The organism is Kocuria sp. CPCC 205297, from assembly GCF_040981035.1.
Taxonomy (GTDB): domain Bacteria; phylum Actinomycetota; class Actinomycetes; order Actinomycetales; family Micrococcaceae; genus Kocuria; species Kocuria marina.
In genome coordinates this window covers 19,594-35,599 of sequence record NZ_JAVKPY010000003.1, presented here as the reverse complement: position 1 = coordinate 35,599, position 16,006 = coordinate 19,594, and the positions used below count along the sequence as shown (strand labels likewise).

9 protein-coding genes are annotated in these 16,006 nt (G+C 71.2%); 5 read left to right on the top strand and 4 right to left on the bottom strand.

Annotated elements, in window-relative coordinates:
* Positions 1-14 precede the first annotated feature (14 nt).
* From RF650_RS03140 to RF650_RS03130, 3 genes are read right to left on the bottom strand one after another with little or no spacing between them, the layout of a single operon-like run.
* The gene (locus RF650_RS03140; protein WP_368814061.1) at positions 15-1,424 is read right to left on the bottom strand and encodes an NAD-dependent epimerase/dehydratase family protein; all 1,410 of its coding nucleotides are present in this window, start codon (positions 1,422-1,424) and stop codon (positions 15-17) included.
* Positions 1,421-4,162, bottom strand: coding sequence for an alpha/beta fold hydrolase (locus RF650_RS03135; protein ID WP_131332716.1), 2,742 nt, complete (start codon positions 4,160-4,162; stop codon positions 1,421-1,423). Before RF650_RS03135 ends, RF650_RS03140 begins: the two co-directional genes overlap by 4 nt.
* 46 nt (positions 4,163-4,208) lie before the next feature.
* The gene (locus RF650_RS03130) at positions 4,209-5,234 is read right to left on the bottom strand and encodes a 3-oxoacyl-ACP synthase III (protein ID WP_098056099.1); all 1,026 of its coding nucleotides are present in this window, start codon (positions 5,232-5,234) and stop codon (positions 4,209-4,211) included.
* Between the two features lie 345 nt (positions 5,235-5,579).
* On the opposite strand from RF650_RS03130, the gene smc reads away from it, so the two are divergent.
* Positions 5,580-9,230, top strand: coding sequence for a chromosome segregation protein SMC (smc, locus tag RF650_RS03125; RefSeq protein WP_368814060.1), 3,651 nt, complete (start codon positions 5,580-5,582; stop codon positions 9,228-9,230).
* A 662-nt stretch (positions 9,231-9,892) separates the two neighbouring features.
* On the opposite strand, the gene RF650_RS03120 is transcribed toward smc, so the two are convergent.
* Positions 9,893-11,260 (bottom strand): MFS transporter, encoded by a 1,368-nt coding sequence (locus RF650_RS03120; RefSeq protein ID WP_368814059.1) that lies wholly within the window; start codon positions 11,258-11,260, stop codon positions 9,893-9,895.
* A gap of 25 nt (positions 11,261-11,285) precedes the next feature.
* Between RF650_RS03120 and ftsY the strand changes: the two genes are divergently transcribed.
* The 4 genes from ftsY (at position 11,286) to ffh (ending at position 16,002) form a co-directional block, all read left to right on the top strand.
* Complete coding sequence (gene ftsY / locus RF650_RS03115; protein WP_368814058.1) at positions 11,286-12,392, top strand: signal recognition particle-docking protein FtsY; 1,107 nt, start codon at positions 11,286-11,288, stop codon at positions 12,390-12,392.
* A gap of 270 nt (positions 12,393-12,662) precedes the next feature.
* Positions 12,663-13,982, top strand: a complete 1,320-nt coding sequence (locus tag RF650_RS03110) for an ammonium transporter (RefSeq protein ID WP_368814057.1) — start codon at positions 12,663-12,665, stop codon at positions 13,980-13,982.
* The gene (locus tag RF650_RS03105) at positions 13,979-14,317 is read left to right on the top strand and encodes a P-II family nitrogen regulator (protein ID WP_368814056.1); all 339 of its coding nucleotides are present in this window, start codon (positions 13,979-13,981) and stop codon (positions 14,315-14,317) included. Before RF650_RS03110 ends, RF650_RS03105 begins: the two co-directional genes overlap by 4 nt.
* Positions 14,318-14,430: 113 nt before the next feature.
* Positions 14,431-16,002, top strand: coding sequence for a signal recognition particle protein (gene ffh, locus RF650_RS03100; RefSeq protein ID WP_098056056.1), 1,572 nt, complete (start codon positions 14,431-14,433; stop codon positions 16,000-16,002).
* Positions 16,003-16,006: the final 4 nt, after the last annotated feature.

Below are 16,006 nucleotides of genomic sequence, written 5' to 3'. Positions count from 1 at the left end.
GGGCACGACAGGGCCTACTGTGCGCGCACGATCTGCAGGTCGTTGCTCGTTCCGCTCTCTTCTTCGGGGGCGATCGAGGCGTCCTCGGCGCGGATGCGCTGGTCGTCGGCGACCTCCACCACGCGTGACACCGCGACCGATCCCGTGTTGCGCTGCGGTCGCGGCTTGTCGGAGTAGTACGCGGTGAGCCGCGCGAAGCCCTCGTCCAGGCTCACGGACGGCGTCCAGTCCAGCAGTTCGCGGGTCTCGCGCTGGTCGAACCAGTGGGCCGTGGACAGCTGCTCGGCCAGGAACTCGGTCATGGGCGGCTCGCCGTCCCCGCCGCGGAACTTCGCGGGCAGGTACGGCCAGACCTTCTCGATGACGCGGCCGGCGAAGCGTGCCACGCCACCGGGGATCGAGCGCGTGGGCGCGGGGGCGCCCGCGGCGCGGCACATCCGTGCGATGAGTTCGCCCACGGGGCGGGGCTCACCGTTGGTGATCACCAGCGCGCGTCCGCGCACGGTGTCAATGCGCTCGAGCGCCCGCACGATGCCCTCGGACGCATTGTCGATGTAGGTGGTGTCGATCATGGCCGCACCGTTGTCCAGGTACGGCATCCGCCCGGCCGCCGCGCGATCCGCGACGCGCTCCACGAGCTGGGTGTCCCCGGGGCCCCACACGATGTGCGGACGTACCGCGGCCACCTTGAGGTCGCGCTGGCCGTCCATGCTCAGGCCGAGCAGTTCAGCGGCGGCCTTGGATCGCGCGTAGTTCCCGCGCGCCGTCTGGGGGTTCGCGGGTTCCGCGCCCGCGCCCTCGATCGACACGCCCGCGTGGGCCACGGACGGCGAGGACACGAAGACCACGTTCTGCACCCCGGCGTTCTGCGCCTGGCACAGCAGCACACGCGTCCCGGTCACGTTGACCCGCACGAAGTCCTCCCAGTCCCCGGTGAAGGAGACCTTGGCCGCGAGGTGGATCACGTCGTCCACGCCGTCGAGCGCGCGCGCCACGTCGTCGGGATCGGTCACCGAACCGAGCACCTCGTCGACGCCTTCGCGCTCGGCCACGGATGCGTGACCCCGCTGGAAGACGCGCACGCGCCAGCCGCGCGAGAGCAGGACGCGGGCGACGTCCCCGCCGAGCATCCCTGACGCGCCGGTCACCAGCACGGTGCGGCCGTCCCCGGTCAGCTCACCCTGGGTCGCGGTGGCGCCGCCACGCTCGGGATCCGCGATCTGCGCGACGCCGGGAGCGGTGTCCTGCCGGTCTCCATCCGATGCGTTTGCATCGGAATTGCTTGCGTTCCCGTCGTTCCGGGGAGCCGACGACGCCGCCCCGGCCGCGGTGGCCCCGGGAGCGGGCGCAGCGGCGTCGTGATCGTCGGCGCGGTGGCGGCCGGCGCCGGAGCGGTCGGGAGCGGGGGTCTGGTCGTGGCTCACAGGGCACTCATCTTTCCGGTGGCCAGGGCCTGCTCGGCCCAGTCACTCAATTCGGCGCGGTCGATCTTGGAGTTGTGGCGGATGTCCGTGGGCTGCTCGGGGATCACGAGCACGGCGCTCACAGCCAGCCCGGTCGCGAAATCGATCGTAGCGCGCACGCGCTCGGCCAGATCCGCGGGGGCCACGTGGGGCTTGGCGGCCGGGGGCACCGTTTCGATCACGGCCACGGGGGACTGGGAACCGCGGGGGCCCACACCCACGACGGCCACGCGGCCCACACCGGGAACCGTCTGGGCGGCGTGCTCCGCCGCGACGGAAGACACCGGCCCGTCGGACATCGTGATCACGTGGGCCAGGCGGCCCTCATACCACAGCCGCTCACGGGCGTCGAAGTGCCCCACGTCCCCGGTGCGGTGCCAGCCGGGGGTCAGGTCGGAGGCGCGCTCCGTGATCCACAACCGGTCGTAGTGGTCCTTGGCGTGCGGCGCGCGCGCCACGATCTCGCCGGTGACACCAGGGGTGGTCACGATGTCGGGGGAGACGGAGCCGTCCGCGCGCAGCGGCAATACGCCGAGCTGCGCTCCCTCGACCGGGGTGCCCACACACACGCCTCGGCCCGCACCCTCGACGCCGCTCTGGGCGTCCTCCCGTGCCGCGCGGATCACGTCCAAGCTGACGTCGGTCAGGGGCAGCGCCTCGGTCATCCCGTAGGGGGTGTGCAGCTCGGCCGCGGGCATCAGCTCCTGCAACCGGGCGAGCAGCTCCTCGGGGATCGGCGCTCCGGCGGAGAGCATGAGGTCCACCCGGGCCAGCGCATCACGCTCGGCGGGGGACAGCTCGTCCGCGGTGGCCAGGACGTTGGCGATGGCCGCGGGGGACGCGAATACCGCGGTGGCGCCGATCGCCATCGTAGCTTCGGTGAGCGCCTGTGCGGTGAGCGTCTTGGGGCTCGTGACGTCCATGTCCGGTGTGACGGAGGCGGCACCAAGGGCGGGGCCGAGCAGCGCGAACGGCGCGAACCCGGCCACGAGTCCGGTTCCGGCTCGCAGCCCGTAGGTGTCCCGGATGGTGTCGCGCATCCCGGCCATCTGGCGGTGGGTGTAGACCACGCCCTTGGCGGGCCCCGTGGAGCCGGACGTGAACAGCACGGCGGCCGCGGCGTCCGGGTCCACGGCGGGGATGTCCTCCGGGCGCACGGTGGTCACCGAGTCCATGAGCTCGGCCACGGTGTGTTCCACGCCCAGCAGCTTCTTGGACACGGGGTCCAGCCGGTCCGCGGAGATCCGGCGTCCGGGCCAGCCCAGGGCGCGCGCACCCATGAGGGCCTTGCGGATGCCGATGAACCAGTCGGGGGACGAACCGCGCAGCGCCCGGGTCAGTCCCTTACGGCCCAGCCCCTGGTCCGCGACCACGATCACCGCGCCCATGCGCAGGCACGAGTAGATCAGGGTGGTGAGCATGGAGCCCGGGGGGACCATGAGGTTCACACGGTCCCCGGGGCGCACGCCCGTGCGCAGCAGGGCCACCGCGAGCTGGTCCACGGACGTGCTCAGCTGGGCCCAGGTCACGGTGCGTTCCACGTTGAGCGCCGGTGCGGAACCGTCCACGGTTCCCATGACGGGTCCCATGTCCACGACGGCGGGGGAGGCGTCGCGGCGTCGTGCGTCGAGTTCGGCGAAGAACGGCACGAAGTCCCCGCGACCGCGCGCGCGGCGCTCACGGTGGGCCTGCACCACGGGCTCGTCCTGACCAAAACGCTCACCGAGCCACGTGAGGATCGCTGGGGCGATGTCCCGGGCCTCGGGCAGCAGGTGCTTGGCGCCTTCGAAGCGGTGGACGTCCGCGTGGGGTGCCCGCCGCATGAGGTCCTCGAGGTAACGCTGCTGGAACACGGGATCGTTGGTGCCCCACAGCAGCAGCGTGGGGACCTCGCGCGCGCTCATCCGCCCGGCGATGCGCTCGTACGCCGCGTTGGAGGGGTGGCCCGGTTCGGCGGGGATGTCGGCGACGAAGTGCGCGATGCCCTCGCGGCGCTCGCGGGAGGTGTACGGAGCCTTGTAGGCCTTCTTGAGGTCCTTGGTCGGGGCGGGATCGCACAGGGCCAGGGTGGTGTCCAGGAACGCGGTGGTCCCGGACGTGAGGGGTTCGTGCACGGCGCGGTTGAGCGCGAGCCGCAGGGCCGAGGGGATGGGCTCGGCGTTGTCGTGGTGAACGGCGGTGTTGGTCATGATGGTCGCCGCGTGGAGCTGCGGGTGTTCCTGCGCCCAGCCCTGGGAGATGAGCCCGCCCCAGTCGTGGGCCAAGGTGACCACCGGCAGTCCGGCATCGTCGATGCCCAGCGCGTGCGTGAGGTCCCCGAGGTCCCGGACGCGGTCCTCGAGCCGGCGGAACAATCCCGTGCGCTCGGAGAAGCCCATGTCCAGCTGGTCCACGGCCACCACGCGCCACGGCTGCTCGGCCGTCTGGCCGGCGCGCACCACGTCCCGCCACAGGTAGGACCACGTGGGGTTGCCGTGCACGGCCAGGATGATCCCGCGGGGGCTGCGGCCCGCTTCGGTGATCGCGTCCCCGTTGTCCAGCACGTGCCAGCGGCGCTTCCTGCCGGGCACGGGTTCCACGACCGCCGTGGTCGGGACGCTCACCGTGGTGGACCACGCAGGGTCCACACCCGGCAGCGGGGTGTCGGTGAAGGGCAGACGCACCGTGGTGGTGCGTTCCGGGGAGGGTGTGGAGAGCACGTTGCTCCTCCGTTCTGTGAGGCGGTGACCGGGGGCTACGGGTGGGCTACCAGGCGATCTCCATGAGGGTCGTGTTCAGGCCCGAGCCCACGCCCAGGCACAGCACGCGCTGGCCGGGTTCGAGCCGCTCGGCCTCGAGCGCGAGTGTCATGGGCAGGGCCGCGGCGGCCACGTTGCCCCAGTACGGGAAGGTGAGGGGGACACGGTCCGCGTCCAGGCCCATGTCCTGGATGAGCTTGTTGGTGTGCGAGTTGGAGACCTGGTGGGTCACGTAGGAGTCCATGTCCCGCCACTGCCAGCCGTCCTTCTCGGCCTCGAGCCACGCCTCGACCACGAGGCCCACCCCGTGGTTGAGCAGCCCGGTGGCGTCCGTGAACATGCCGTCGTCCCCGCCGATGCACAGGTGGTTGAACTCCGTGCCCGCGCGCGTGACGGATCCCACGATGCGGTGCCCGTTCGGGTGGCGGTCCGCGGGGCCCACCACGGCCGCGGCGGCACCGCACCCCAGCGTGAGCGTGGCGAACTCCTGCACCACCTGTTCGCGGGTGATGTCGTCCCCGCGCAACCGTTCCACCGCTGCGTGGTGCCACGGGGAGGGGTCCTCACCGGCGACCACCAGGGCGTACTCGATCGCCCCGGCGTCGATCATGGACGCCGCCACGGTGAGGGCATTGACGAAGCCCAGGCACGCGTTGGTCATGTCGAAGTTCAGCGCGGAACTCGGCAGGCCCAACCGGTCGTGGATGCCCACGGCCACGGCGGGTTCGAAGTTGTCGCGGGTCACGGACGCGTTGATGAACAACCCGATCTGCTCCGGGGCCACCCCCGATTGCCGCAGGGCCTCCTGGCCGGCCTCCGTGGCGCCGTCCGTGAAGTGGCGTCCCGGTGCCCAACCGCGGCGTTCCTTGATCCCGGCCAGTCGCTCGAGCAGCCCCTTGGGCATGCGCAGCCGCCGGAAGGTCTCTGCCAACTCCTCATCGAACCGAGTAGACGGAATGACCACGTCCGCCTCCGTCTTGGTCACGGATAGGACTGCGGCATTTCGGTTTCTGATGGTGGAGTTACCGGTCAATGTGGCGCTTTCGATCAGACGCCACCCGTACCGTCAAGGAATCGATCGTGAGAGGAGAGCCTCGGCGCTCGGGTGAACTAGCGGGTTGGACCGGCTCAGTCTAACGGTCCCGACTGACAGCTCCCTTCGGATGTACGTGGCGTTTCTCTGCGGGCGCAGGCCGTTCCGGCCCCGGTGCGCCGCGGGTGTGAGCCCCTGCATGCGCCCCGCACCGCCGCGGGGCCCGCCCCGGGTAGACTCGGGGGCTGCCCCCGCGCTCGTGATCGCCCAGGTCGGCGCGCCCGTCACCCGCCGGTGCGCGCGCCGAGGGGCGGCGTAAGCGACAACGACATTGGAGACCCCCGCGTGCATCTGAAGACCCTCACCGTGCGTGGTTTCAAGTCCTTTGCGTCCGCCACCACGTTCCACATGGAGCCCGGGGTCACCGCTGTCGTGGGGCCGAACGGGTCGGGTAAGTCCAACGTGGTGGACGCCCTCGCGTGGGTCATGGGGGAGCAGGGCGCCAAGTCCCTGCGCGGCGGGAAGATGGAGGACGTCATCTTCGCAGGCACCTCCGGTCGCTCCGCCCTGGGCCGCGCACACGTGTCCCTGACCATCGACAACGCCGACGGCGCCCTGCCGATCGAATACTCCGAGGTCACCATCTCGCGCACGCTGTTCCGCTCCGGGGGCTCCGAATACGCCATCAACGGCCGTCCGTGCCGGTTGCTGGACATCCAGGAGCTGCTCTCCGACTCCGGGCTGGGTCGGGAGATGCACGTGATCGTGGGGCAGGGGCAGCTGGACCGGATCCTGCAGGCCACCCCCGAGGACCGCCGTGGGTTTATCGAGGAGGCCTCAGGGATCCTCAAGCACCGCCGCCGCAAGGAGAAGACCCTGCGCAAGCTCGAATCGGTGCAGGCGAACCTGGACCGGCTCGAGGACCTCACCGGTGAGATCCAGCGTCAGCTCACGCCCCTGGGCCGGCAGGCGCGCACGGCTCGTCAGGCGCAGCGGATCCAGTACGACGTCCGCGATGCGCGCGCCCGTCTGCTCGCGGACGATCTCGTGGCGGCGCGCGCCGGGATGGACACGGACCAGGACGCGAGCCGGGCGGCGCGTGAACGCAAGGCCGAGCTCGAGACCGCCGCCGCGGATCTCGCCCAGCGGCTGCACGAGACCGAGACCCGCGCTGCGCGCACCACTCCGGAACTGAACGCCGCCCGCACGAGCTGGTACGAGCTGAGCACGGTGCGCGACCGCTGCCGCGCGCTGGCTGCCCTGGCCGAGGAACGCCGTCGGCTGCTGGGCAGTACCGAGGAACCCGCCGCCACGAACCGGGACGCGCAGACTCTCGAGGAACAGGCTGCCCGGACACTCGCCGAGGCCGAACAGCTGGCCGAACGGGTCGCGGGGGCGCGCGAGGACCTCGACCGTGCGCATGCGGCGCGCGAGGCCGCCGAATCGACCGCGCGGGACGCGGAAAAGGAATCGGCCGCGCTCGTGCGCCGTGCCGCGGACCGACGCGCGGGGCAGGTCCGGCTCGCCGCGGCGGTCACGGCCGCGCGGTCGGCGCTCACGGCCGCAGAAGCGGACGTGGAGCGTGTTCGCGGGGAGCTCTCCGACGTCGTGACCCGCGCCGAGAGTGCCCGCCTGGACACCGCGTCCCTGCGCGAGACGGCCGAGGCCACCGCGGTCGAGGCGCAGCGCCTCGGGGAACGGGCCCGCGAAGCCCAGGAAACGGCCGACGCCGCTCGCGCCCGCTCGCGGGAGGCGGACGACCACCGGCAGCAGACGGCGAGCGCGCTGCACGCCCACACCGTGCGCCTCGAGACCCTGCGCGAGTCCGTGCGGCAACCGGACGGCTCGTCCTCGGTGGCGGACGTCGTCCCCGTGCTGGGGGAGGTGCCGCGGGCCGTGCGCGTGAGCCCGGGGTGGGAACGTGCCGTGGCCGCCGCGCTGGGCCCGTGGTCCGACGCGCTCGCCGTGGCGTCCCACACCTCGGCCGCCCGGGTCTTCTCGCGGTTGCGCGATGCCGGGTCGGGTCGCGTGCACCTCGTGATCGCGCGGGAGGACGGCGCGGCCACCGAAGTCACCGGTCCAGCGCTGCCCGAGGGGTGCGTGCGCGCCACGGAGGTCCTCTCCTCGGCCCCGGAGGAATCCGACACCACGGGCCACGCGGCCGTCGTGGCCGCGGTGCGGGCCGCACTCGCCACCACAGTGCTCGCCCCGGACGCGACCGCCGCGCTCGCGGTCCTCGACGCCGCGGCGCAGGACGGGCGGGCCGACGCCGCGTGGCGCGTGGTCACCCGTGACGGTGACGTGTACGGCGTCCATCGGGTCCAGGGCGGAGCCACGGAAGCGGCCGGCAACCTCGAGATCCTCGCGTTGATCGACCGCGAGGTGGAAAAGACCGCGACCTTGCGGGACGGCGCAGAGACCGCGGCGGAACGGGCCCGGGAGGCCGAGGAACAGCGCGCGGGCGCGGAACGGGAAGCCCGCGAGACCGGCCGGGCCGCGCAGCGGGCCCAGCAGGAGGCCGCGGCGGCCGGGGCGGCGTCGAGCAGGGCGGAGGCCACGGCGTCGTCGGCGGATTCCGAACTGGAACGGCGCCGCGGTGTCCTGGCGACCGCACAGCAGCGTTTGACCCAGCGGGATGCGGAGCTGCGCGAGGCCGTGGAACGCGCCGAGGCCGCAGAGACCGGGGACGAGGAGGACCTCGACCGCGAGCAGCTCGCGGCCGCGTCCGCCAAGGACCGTGCCGAGGAGCAGGCCCGGACCGCCCGCGAGGTCGAGACCGAGGCGCGGCTCGCGCTGCGCGGGCTCGAGGAACAACATCGCCACGCCGAGTCCCGGGCGCAGGCCCAGGCGCGGGCGGCGCGTACCGAACGTGTCGCGCAGGCCGAGGCCGCGCGGCGTGCGGAGCGTCGCCGCGTGCAAGCGGTCGTGGCGCGGGCCGTGGGGGAGGCCGCGCGCTATCTCCGGGAACGCGCCGACGACGCCGCGGCGCGGGCGGCCGCCCAGCGCGACGCCATCGAGACCAGCAGGGCCGGGCTGGACGAGGCCGCGCAGCGATTGCGCTCCGAACGTGACGAGCTCGCCCGGCGGATCGGCGAACTCACCGAACAGCTGCATCGTGCGGAACTGGACCTCGCGCAGCGCCGGGCCCGGCTCGAGGGGCTCGAGACCACGGCCCTCGAGGAGTTGGGGATGACCCCCGACTTCCTCGTGGACTACTACGGCCCCCACCTGCCCGTCCTGGACGCGGACGCAGCGCTCGAGGCGGCCCAGCGCGCCGAGGAGGACGGCGCGCCCGTGCAGCTGGCTCTGCCCCGGATGACCGATGCCGGGACCCCGTTCCGACGCGAGGAGCAGGAGACCCGGTTGCAGCGCGCGCAGAAGCAGCTCAAGGCGCTCGGCAAGGTCAACCCGCTCGCGCTCGAGGAGTTCGCCGCGCTCGAGGAACGCCACAAGTTCTTGGTCACCCAACTCGAGGACGTCAAGAATTCCCGCACGGATCTGCGCAACATCATTCGGCAGGTGGACCAGCACGTCGAAGAGGTCTTCGCGCAGGCCTACCGGGACACCGCAGAACAGTTCGTCTCGGTGTTCGCAACCCTGTTCCCGGGCGGGGAGGGGCGGTTGCGCCTGACCGACCCGGACGACATGCTCAACTCGGGGGTCGAGGTCGAGGCCCGGCCCGCCGGGAAGAAGATCAAGAGACTCTCCCTGCTCTCCGGCGGCGAGCGCTCCCTGACGGCACTCGCGTTGCTCGTGGCCATCTTCAAGGCCCGGCCGTCCCCGTTCTACGTCATGGACGAGGTTGAGGCCGCGCTGGACGACCGGAACCTGGGTCGGTTGCTCACCATCTTCGAGCAGCTCAAGGAGAGCTCGCAGCTGATCATCGTGACGCACCAGAAACGCACCATGGAGATCGCGGACGCGCTCTACGGGGTCTCGATGCGCGGCGACGGCGTGAGCCTCGTCGTGGGCCAGCAGCTCTCGCAGTTGCGCTGAGGTCTTCCGCCGACGACGCCGCTCGCCCGCCGAGGGTGGGACGGCTCAGCTTGTCGCCGCGCGGGCGCGGCGCAACAGCGCGGCCCCGCGGGTGCGCACCTCGTCCTCGATGAATTGCTGGGGTGGGCCGGAGTCCCACCCGAAGTCGTCCCGGACCTCGCCACGGATCCGGGAGCCTCCGTTCCGGGCGTCTGTCTGGAAGGTGGCTGCCAGGGGCAGGGCCCGCCAGCCTTCGCGAGAGGCAGTGCGTCCCAGCCCTTCGCGGAACCGGCGCCACGGATCCGGTAGGTCGTGTCGGAACCGGTCAGCACGTGCACGGAGGTGTCATCCGCGGTCACCCGTGCGGCGGGGTCGGTGAACGCCTCGCGCATCCGAGCCGCAGCCTCCCGGGGCGGATACGGGCTGTGCCACGTCTCGGCCACGGTGACCCTGGGACGGTCCGGTTCCGAGCTCGACGCTCTGGGGACCCAGCAGAACCGCCAGTACACTGCGAACCCGCCCAGGAGGAACACCATGGCGAGCACGAGCACCGGCGTGGTGATGATCCCGCGGTCCCGTAGCTCCGTGAGGATCGCGTTCGCGACGAACATCGACACGAAAACGACCGTGAAGAGTACCGCCGTGGAACGGGGACGACGTCGCTCGGTTGCGGCCACGGGAGCTCACTTCCGTCGGGGGGCGGGGCCCTGGGTGCGTGACTCCGGGGGCAGGGTGTCCCTGACCGGAAGCCACGCGACGGCGGCGAGGAGCATGAGCGCTCCCGAGATCCCAAAGGCCCAGCCGAAACCGGCGGCGTCCGCGAGCGCGCCCGCGAGCACGGGGCCGGCGATCTGGCCCGCGTCCGCGCACATCTGATACCGGGACAGTACCCTGCCGCCCGCTCGATCCGGGCCGATGACATCCGCCACGGCGGCTTGCTGCCCCGGGTTGAGGGTTCCGGAGCCCACCCCGGAGAGCAGGGACAGTACGGCGAACGCCACCACGGACGTGCTCAGCCCCACCCCAATGGTCGCGAGGCCGCACACGAGCAGGCCCGTGAGCACGAGCGGTTTGCGCCCCACGCGGTCGGTGAGCCGCCCCGTGACGGTCAAGGCCGTAGCGTTGCCCACGGCGAACAGTGCCAGCGCGAGCCCGGCGACGGCCGGACCCTCACCGACCACCTGGACGGCCAGGAGAGGGACCAGGGCCACGCGTACGCCCATGGCCGTCCAGCCCGTGGAGAAGCTGGACGCGAGCGCGGCACGGTACGCTCCGGCGTCGAGCGCTTCGCGGACGCGCATGGGCGGCTGGGCCCCGCCGGTGCGCCTGGCGCCGATCGTCTCGTCCTTCAGCCGCAGGTACACCACGAGGACGGCGACCAGCAGAGCGCCGGCGTAGATCAGGAACGGGGCGTGCATCCCGAGACCCGCGAGCAGTCCGCCGAGCACGGGCCCCAGGATGCCGCCCAGCAGGAACGCGGTCGCGTAGTACCCGGAGACCCGCCCGCGCATGGTGGGCGGGGCCAACCTCACGATCAGGCCCATCGCGGACACCGTGAACATCGTGGACCCGATGCCCCCGAGACCGCGGAAGATCAGCAATTGCCCATAGGTCTGCGCGAACGCGGTCGCGGCCGAGGACAGTGCCACCACGATCAACCCGATCAGGTACGTGGGCCGCTCACCCAACTTGTTGACCACCGCACCGCTCGCGGGGGCGAAGACGAGCCGGCACAGGGCGAACGCGCTGATCACGGCGGAGGCCGCGGCCACGCCCACGCCGAAACTGGCCGCGAACTGCGGCAGCACGGGCGCCACGATCCCGTAGCCCAGGGCGATCACGAAGGCCGCAGCGATCAGGACCTTGATGGGCTCGGGGACCCTGCCGCGCGGCGCGGGTTTTCCGGCGGCGTCGTCCGATGCAGTGGACGCTGCTGCGGCGGCGTCCGACGCGGTCGCAGCAGCGCGCGCGTCGTCGGGGGAGGCGGGGACGGGATGCTCGGCGGGGTCGCGGGGATCGGGGCGGGACACGCCCTGCAGTTTATGGGACATTAGGAGGGTGATCACGACTGACCTGATGTGGATACTCATTGTCGCCGCCGCGGTGGTGGTGCTGCTCGTGGTGTTCGGCATCCTGCTGCTGCGCCGACCCAAGGCACCGCGGGGGGGTTACACGGACACCCGGGACCTGGACGACGTCCCGGAGACCGAGGGCGACACCCTCGTCGAGGACAGACCGGTCAGCACCCTCGAACGCCCGGAGTCCGCCCGCGGGCGCCTGGCCCGGTTGCGCGGACGGCTGGCCAAGTCCAACACCATGCTCGGCAAGGGTCTGCTGGTCTTGCTGTCCCGCGAACGCATCGATCAGGACACGTGGGACGAGATCGAGGACACGCTGCTCATGGCGGACCTCGGCACGGACGCGTCCCTCGAGCTCGTGGAGAACCTCAAGAAGCGCGTGCGGGTCGAAGGCACCAAGGACCCCGCGCAGTTGAAGTCCCTGTTGCGTGAAGAAATGCTCGCGCTCGTGGACCCCACCCTGGACCGTTCCCTGCGTATCGAGTCCGCCCCGGGCAAGCCCGCGGTGGTCCTGGTGGTGGGTGTCAACGGCGTGGGCAAGACCACCACGGTCGGCAAGCTCGCGCGCGTGCTCGTGGCGGAGGACAAGGACGTCCTGCTCGGTGCGGCGGACACGTTCCGCGCGGCCGCCGCTGACCAGCTCGAGACCTGGGGAGCCCGCGTGGGCGTGCCCACGGTGCGCTCCGAGCAGGAGGGCGCGGACCCCGCCTCGGTCGCGTTCGATGCCGTCAAGGCCGGCATCGACCAAGAGGCGGATGTGGTCCTCGTGGACACCGCTGGCCGGCTGCAGAACAAGGCCGGTCTGATGGACCAGCTCGGCAAGGTCAAGCGCGTGATCGAGAAGGCCGCCGAGGTGGACGAGGTGCTGCTCGTGATCGACGCGACCACCGGGCAGAACGGCATGACCCAGGCAAAGGTCTTCGCGCAGGCCGTGGACATCACGGGCATCGTGCTCACCAAGCTTGACGGCACCGCCAAGGGAGGGATCGTGGTCGCCATCCAGCGCGGCCTGGGCGTGCCCGTCAAGCTGATCGGTCTCGGCGAGGGCCCGGACGACCTCGCACCCTTCAACGCCGAGCAGTTCGTGGACGCGATCATCGACTGAGCCTGCTCCCTCTCGCGACGACGACGGCGCCCGCCCCCTTCGTGGGAGCGGGCGCCGTCGTCGGAGCACCGGCACGTGCACTGGCCCCGCCACTGCACTGGAACCGGCATCGACACCGGTACCTGAGGAGTTAACACGATCGTCACACGCGGACGTGACGTGAAACACCGGCGTCACGAACCCGCGCTGTCGCGGTAACACCCGCCCCGTTGACTGTGTGCAACAGGCGCAAAGGCTGTGCCGACACGAGACAGGGACGAGGTGATCCGGGTGGAGTTGACCGCCGGACACGTGTGGACCGTGGTGGCCGCGGGGTTGGTGTTCTTCATGACCCCCGGACTTGCACTGTTCTACGGAGGCATGACCCGCGCCAAGGGTGTGCTGAACATGATGATGATGAGCTTCGCCGCGCTCGGCGTGGTGGGCGTCGTGTGGGTGCTGTGGGGCGGTTCCATGCTCGCCGGGGACCCGGTGCTGGGCGGCCTCACCGCGGATCCGTTCGCGCACTTCGGTCTGCACGGCCTGATGGGCACCGAGGACCTGCTGTCCTCGGACTTCTCCGTGACGTTCGCAATCATCACCGTGGCCCTGATCTCCGGCGCGATCGCGGACCGCACCCGGTTCGGCACATGGGTGGTCTTCACGCTCGTGTGGGTCACCCTGGTTTACTTCCCCCTCGCGTACATGGTGTGGGGTGACGGGCTGTTCTCCGAGGACGGCGCCCTGGGCCGGATCTTCGGCGAGCCGATCGACTTCGCCGGCGGGCTCGCCGTGCACATCAACGCGGGCATCGCGGCTCTGGTGCTCATCCTGCTCATCGGCGCCCGCCGCGGCTTCGGCCGCGACTCGGGCCAGCGCCCGCACAACCTGCCGCTCGTGATGCTCGGCTCGGCCATCCTGTGGTTCGGCTGGTTCGGCTTCAACGCCGGCGCCGCAACCACCGTGGAGCAGGCCGCCCTGATCTGGACCAACACGCTCGTGGCCCCGGCTGCGGCCATGCTGGCCTGGCTGCTCACCGAGCGCATCCGGGACGGGCACGCGACGTCGCTGGGTGCGGCGTCGGGCGTCGTCGCCGGGCTCGTGGCCATCACCCCGGCGTGCGCCAACGTGACCCCGCTCGGCGCAATCCTTCTCTCCGCCGTGGCCGGTGCGTGCTCCGCGATCGCCGTGGGCCTGAAGTACCGGATCCACCTGGACGACTCGCTGGACGTGTGCGGCGTGCACCTGGTCTCCGGCATTGTCGGCACCGTGGCGCTGGGCTTCCTGGCGGTCCCCTCTGAGGGCCGGGCCGGGGTGTTCTACGGTGGTGGCTGGGGCCTGCTGGGTACCCAGCTCGCCGCGACCCTCTTCGTGACGCTCTACACCGGCGTCCTCACGCTGGTCATCGGGCTCGTCCTGAAGGCCACGATGGAGCTGCGGATCACCCGCCGGGACGAGGTCATCGGAGTGGACCTCACCCAGCACGCGGAGTCCGCGTACTCGCTGAAGGACGAGGCCACCGGCTACTTCGCCGGGCAGGCCCCCGCGCGGCCCCTGCCCGGGACCGCCGAAGCCCCCGTGCCCGTCGCCAGCAAAGGAGACAACCAGTGAAGCTGATCACCGCAGTGGTGCGACCCGAGAAGTTCAGTGACGTCAAAGACGCCCTGGAGAGCTACGGCGTGCAGGGCATGACCGTGCTGACCGTCCACGGCTACGGCCGCCAGCGCGGGCACCGCGAGGTCTACCGCGGCGCCGAGTACACGGTGGATCTCCTCGAGAAGGTGCGCATCGAGACGGTCGTGGAGGACGGCGAGGTCCAGGACCTCGTGGGCGTCATCGTCACCTCCGCACGCACGGGCGAACCTGGGGACGGCAAGGTGTGGGTCACTGCCGTGGAGAACACCGTGCGCGTGAGCACCGGCGAACTGGGTGACGTCGCGCTCTGAGGTCGCGCGCGACGTCCTCGGCACAGGCCCCGTCCGGGCGACCGGGCGGGGCTTCGCTTGCTAACCTGGGACACTGAATTCATCCGTTGTCAGACGAAAGCAGCGACCACCCCGTGTTCAATTCACTGTCCGACCGGCTCACAGCGACCTTCAAGAACCTGCGCGGCAAGGGCCGGCTCTCGGAGGCCGATGTCGATGCCACCGTCCGGGAGATCCGCCGGGCCTTGCTGGAGGCGGACGTGGCCGTGCCCGTGGTCCGGGAGTTCACGGCGATCGTCAAGGAGCGCGCGCTCGGCGCGGAGGTCTCGGAGGCGCTGAACCCCGGCCAGCAGGTCGTGAAGATCGTCAACGAGGAGCTGCAGAACGTCCTCGGCGGCGAGACCCGGCGGATCAACCTCGCGAAGACCGGGCCCACGGTGATCATGCTCGCGGGCCTGCAGGGTGCGGGCAAAACCACCCTGGCCGGCAAGCTTGGCAAGTGGCTCACGGACCAGGGCCACAAGCCCGTGCTCGTGGCCTCCGACCTGCAGCGGCCCAATGCCGTCACCCAGCTGCAGGTCGTGGGTCAGCGCGCCGGGGTACCCGTGTTCGCCCCCGAGCCCGGCGCCACCTCGGAGTTCGACGACCCCACGGGGGATCCCGTGAAGGTGGCCCGCGACGGCGTCGACTTCGCCCGCTCCAAGCTCTACGACGTCGTGATCGTCGACACCGCCGGACGCCTGGGCATCGACCAGGCGCTGATGAACCAGGCGCGCGACATCCGCGACGCCGTGGACCCGGACGAGGTCCTGTTCGTCATCGACGCAATGATCGGCCAGGACGCCGTGAACACCGCCAAGGCGTTCGACGAGGGCGTGGATTTCACCGGCGTGGTGCTCTCCAAGCTTGACGGCGACGCCCGCGGCGGCGCGGCCCTGTCCGTCCGCGCAGTGACCGGCAAGCCCATCATGTTCGCGTCCACGGGCGAGGGCGTGCGGGACTTCGAGCAGTTCCACCCGGACCGGATGGCCTCGCGCATCCTGGACATGGGTGACGTCCTCACGCTCATCGAGCAGGCCGAGCGACAGTGGGACAAGACCGAGGCCGAGCGGATGGCCAAGAAGTTCACCGATCAGGAGGACTTCACCTTCGAGGACTTCCTCGCGCAGATGCAGCAGCTGCGCAAGATGGGGTCCATGAAGAAGATGCTCGCCATGATGCCCGGCGCCGCCGGGATGCGCGAGCAGCTCGAGAACTTCGACGAGCGGGAGATCGACCGCGTGGAGGCCATCGTGCGCTCCATGACCCCGCACGAACGCGTGGCCCCCAAGATCATCAACGGCTCGCGCCGCGCGCGCATCGCGAAGGGTTCCGGCGTCTCGGTCTCCGAGGTCAACCAGCTCATGGAGCGCTTCGCCCAGGCGCAGAAGATGATGAAGCGCCTGGCGCAGGGCAAGGGCGTGCCCGGGATGCCCGGCGGCATCCCCGGGATGGGCGGCGCCGGCGGGGGTGCTGCCAAGAAGGGCAAGTCCAAGAAGAAGAGCTCGCGCTCCGGCAACCCCGCCAAGCGCGCGCAGGAGAACGCGGCCCTCGCCTCCGGTCAGAAGCCGGCGGCGCCGGGCAGCGCGTTCGGTGCCCAGGGCAAGGACCTGGGCGCCGAGTCGCTGAACCTGCCCAAGGGCTTCGAGAAATTCCTCGGAAAGTAGGCGG

Bases quoted from the DNA above. Each gene is read 5' to 3' on its own strand.
- RF650_RS03120 (WP_368814059.1), bottom strand. From the start codon at position 11,260: ATGTCCCATAAACTGCAGGGCGTGTCCCGCCCCGATCCCCGCGACCCC.
- ftsY (WP_368814058.1), top strand. From the start codon at position 11,286: ATGTGGATACTCATTGTCGCCGCCGCGGTGGTGGTGCTGCTCGTGGTG.